The sequence below is a fragment of the Candidatus Obscuribacterales bacterium genome (assembly GCA_036703605.1).
Taxonomy (GTDB): domain Bacteria; phylum Cyanobacteriota; class Cyanobacteriia; order RECH01; family RECH01; genus RECH01.
In genome coordinates this window covers 1-4,272 of record DATNRH010001027.1, presented here as the reverse complement: position 1 = coordinate 4,272, position 4,272 = coordinate 1, and the positions used below count along the sequence as shown (strand labels likewise).

Below are 4,272 nucleotides of genomic sequence, written 5' to 3'. Positions count from 1 at the left end.
TTGCCGGTCAGGGGCTTGCCCCGTTTCTGTGATCACTAAGGTGGCCGCCTGATCTGTATGCCAAAGATGGGCTTCCATGGGTAATGCCATGGAACGGCTGAGCACCACCCGCAGAGGATTGCGATCGCTCTGACCGTGGCTGGTTAACCGAGGATTATCTTGCCGTACCGTATGGCCGCCCACAATCACCGCATCACAACGCGATCGCAGTTGATGGACGTGGGTGCGGGCTGCGGAACCGGTCACCCAGGCGCTATGACCGCCCGTTGCGGCAATTTTGCCATCCAGGGTCATAGCATATTTCAAGATGCCAAAGGGACGATGGTGCAAGATACGATGCACAAACGCCTCATTAAGGGTTTGACAAGCCGCCTCTTCTACGCCCACCGTTACGGCAATTCCCGCCTGCTGCAGCCGAGCGATTCCAGTTCCCGCCACTTTAGGATTAGGATCTACCATCCCCACCACCACCCGCGCCACCTGTGCGTTGATCAAGGCTTCGGTGCAGGGGGGCGTGCGTCCGTAATGGTTACAGGGTTCTAGATTGACGTAGACCGTGGCACCTTGGGCGCGATCGCCGGCTGCCCGCAAGGCAAATACTTCTGCGTGGGGCTGGCCAGCCTGGGGATGAAAACCTTCCCCGACAATGTGGCGATCGCGCACCACCACCGCACCCACTAAGGGATTGGGAGCTGTGCGTCCGGCGGCAGACTGGGCCAGGTCTATGCAGCGCCGCATCATGCTTTGGTCAACGTCTAGGAGACTGGATGCATCCATGAATAAGACTACCTGTTATTGAGAGTTCCGGTGTTAGAATAACTCCAATCTAGAATCTACGGCAGTTTTGCCACGTTCTAACCTAGTTGCTGGCAGCTCAGCATTCTTACATGGGCGTGGGGAACGACCTCTAGATGTTACTTCTAGACAAAGGGCTGCTTGGGCATTATCCAATAGTACATCGTCTAAATTCGGCATGATTACTCCAGTGCGTCGAATGTTTAATCAATTTTGTCAACGATGTAGGCGTCCATCCCTGCGGATTGTTCTTATCGTTCCATTTGTGGCACAAATCGTTGCGGCGGTGGGCATTACTGGATATTTATATTTCTACAATGGTCAGCAAGTTGTTGATAGCCTAGTACAGGATCTATTAGGAGAAATCAACGAGCAGGTTCAGGGAAAGCTGGAGAATTATTTATCCGTTCCCCATACAGTCAACCGCATCAATGCTGATATTCTGTCTCAGGAATTGATTGATTTAGACGACTTATCAGCTATTGAGTCCTATCTGTTGGAGCGCCGTCGTCAATTTAACGATCTCATTTTTATAGCTGTAGCGCTGCGAAACGGTAATTATCTCGGTATTGGCGATCGCCAAGGCTCAGGGCTAACTCTAGGTATCATTGATCAAGAGATAGGCAGACAAACTAGACTTTGGCAGATTACTCCTACAGGCGATCGCTTACAAGAACTTCAGCCCCTCCTAGACTTTGATCCTAGGGAACGTAGCTGGTATCGCGTTGCTTTAGGTGCTGGAGGATCCTTCTGGGCTGAACCATTTTTTGCCTACGATACGAGAGAGTTGCTGCTATCAGCGTCAGAGCGGATCTACGATCAAGAGGGTAACTTTGTGGGGGTTGTGACTGCAACTCTGAGCCTAGACCAGATCAGTGACTTCTTATCTGATTTGACAATTGGTAAAACGGGTCAGGCGTTCATTGTAGATCGGCAAGGACGGTTGATTGCTAGCTCCATGGCATCCGGTGTAGAAGCATCAGATACGGAGCGGCTAGAAGCGATCGCTAGTTCTGATCCCATAACCCGTGAGGTCGCTCGCTACATTGAGTCAGAACTGGGTGAATTTTCCACCATTCGCCATAGCTCAACCCTTACACCTCGCATCAATAATCAGACCTTATCTGTACAGGTTCATCCATTTCAAGACAGCAGAGGATTAGACTGGCGGGTGATTATTGTGGTGCCCCAGTCAGATTTCACTCAAGTCATGCTGGACAATAACCGCACCATTGTACTTTTTTGTCTCTTAGCACTTGTGATTGCGATCATGATCGGTATTCGCACCAGCCGCTGGTTGGTAGCACCGGTTTCCCAGCTTGTACGGGCTGCAACGGCACTATCCCAAGGAGACTGGAGCCAAGAAGTCGATACCCAACGGACGGATGAAATTGGGGTTTTAGCCCAAGCATTTGACGAAATGCGATCGCAACTGAAGCAGGCGCAGCAGGATTTAGAAGAAAAGATTGCTGAGCGCACTCAAGCCCTACAGGAATCTGAGGAAAAATTTTCAAAAGCCTTTCGGCTATCGCCCGAGCCACTGGCGATCGTCGCCTATGCATCGGAGCAGATTTTGGATGTTAATGATAGTTTTCTGACACTCAGTGGCTATACCCGTGAGGAAGTTTTAGGTAAAACTGGGATTGAGCTCAATCTCTGGGCTTGTCCCGATGATTTAGAGAATGCCATTTGCTGCATTGAAGATCAAGGTACAGTTCGTAATATGGAGATTCAGTATCGGATTAAGTCTGGCATCCTACGCACTGTCTTATTCTCCGCTGAAGTGATTGAATTGAATCGAGAACCTTGTGTACTCTGTGTTCTCAGTGATATTACAGAACTTAAGCAGGTAGAAGCTATTCTTCAGGAAGCTAAAACAGCCGCCGAGTCAGCCAACAAGGCGAAAAGTACATTCTTAGCTAACATGAGCCATGAGTTACGAACGCCCCTAAATGCTATTCTTGGGTTTACTCAGTTAATGCAGCGGAATGCTGCCTATGCCGCTGCTGCGCCAGAATTAACCATCATCAGCCGCAGTGGAGAACATCTGCTGGCCTTAATCAATGACATTTTAGATATGTCAAAAATTGAGGCGGGACAGACGACCCTAGATCTAGCCACCTTTGATCTCGCTGCCCTTTTGAAAACTCTAGAGGGCATGTTAAGACTGCGAGCTAAGTCTAAGGGTTTGTTGCTTACCTTTCAGAATCATACCTCAATACCTTATTATCTAATCGGGGATGAACAGAAACTGCGGCAAGTGCTCATTAATCTCCTAGGCAACGCCATTAAGTTTACCGATCGCGGCTCCGTGACCCTTGAGGTGATTCCCCAGGAAACCCCCACTCTCTCAGACACTCTTCCAGAGCATCATGTGTTCCTCCAGTTCACCATCAGCGACACGGGCCCAGGGATTGCCGAGGAGGATGTGGCGCGCCTGTTTGATCCTTTTGTGCAAACTACAGCGGGACGGCGATCGCATCAAGGTACGGGGCTTGGTCTTGCTATTAGCCAAACCTTTGTGCAGTTGATGGGAGGAACGATCCAAGTCCACAGCGTTGTGGGTCAGGGCAGTCAATTCCAGTTTTGTATTCCTATCCAGCGGGCTACCGCAGCTGATATCCAATCCACCCAGCCACCGCGCCAAGTGGTGGGACTAGCGCCGAACCAACCCCGCTACCGCATGTTGATTGTGGATGAAGTCCCTGAAAATCGTCTACTTCTGCGGGCCTTGCTAGAACCCATTGGGTTTGAGGTTATGGAAGCCCATCACGGCCAGGCAGCGATCGCCCAATGGCAAATCTACGCCCCTCATCTGATTTGGATGGACATGCGCATGCCGATCATGGATGGTTATGAAGCGACGCGCCTGATCAAGTCTACGCCTGAGGGAAAAGACACCATTATTATTGCCCTCACAGCTAGCGCCCTGGCCCAAGATCGAGAGAAGATTTTGGGCATCGGCTGTGATGACTTTATCCGCAAGCCGTTTCGAGAAGCTGAGATCTGGGAGGCGATCGCCCACCATTTGGGCGTGGTCTATCTCTATGCTAATCAACGCGCATCCAGTCAAGACAACGTCTATTCAACCACCTCCCAGCAGGTAACAGCCGATGATCTGCGGATCATGCCCCAAGCCTGGATCGATCGCCTCCATGCTGCCGCCATCAGTGGGGACGATGTTCTAGCCCTGCAGCTCGTGCAAGATATACCCGCAGGGCAGCAGAGGTTAGCGATCGCCCTCACCGAGTTGATTCAGACGTTTCGTCTGGATACCCTGAGTGATCTGACCCAAGACATCGCCGCATCACCGGATCGAGAAGAACAGCGTTGACTCACGTCAGATCACGTCACCTAGGCTACCCCGGATCTTTGACCGGTTCACCGACCTTAGCTGCTGGCTTACCCAACCCGCGCAAACTGCTCATAATGGTGCTGTTTTGGAAAAAATCGCTGAGGAGATGCGGGGGATCGGGA

At 51.0% G+C, this 4,272-nt stretch carries 2 protein-coding genes; one reads left to right on the top strand and one right to left on the bottom strand.

Annotated elements, in window-relative coordinates; translation table 11 throughout:
- Positions 1-777, bottom strand: a 777-nt coding sequence (ribD, locus tag V6D20_20995; protein ID HEY9818258.1) for a bifunctional diaminohydroxyphosphoribosylaminopyrimidine deaminase/5-amino-6-(5-phosphoribosylamino)uracil reductase RibD, incomplete at its 3' end; no start/stop codon positions are given.
- Positions 778-1,060: 283 nt separating this feature from the next.
- Here ribD and V6D20_20990 point away from each other — a divergent pair.
- Positions 1,061-4,129, top strand: a complete 3,069-nt coding sequence (locus V6D20_20990) for an ATP-binding protein (GenBank protein ID HEY9818257.1) — start codon at positions 1,061-1,063, stop codon at positions 4,127-4,129.
- The last annotated feature ends 143 nt before the right edge of the window (positions 4,130-4,272 follow it).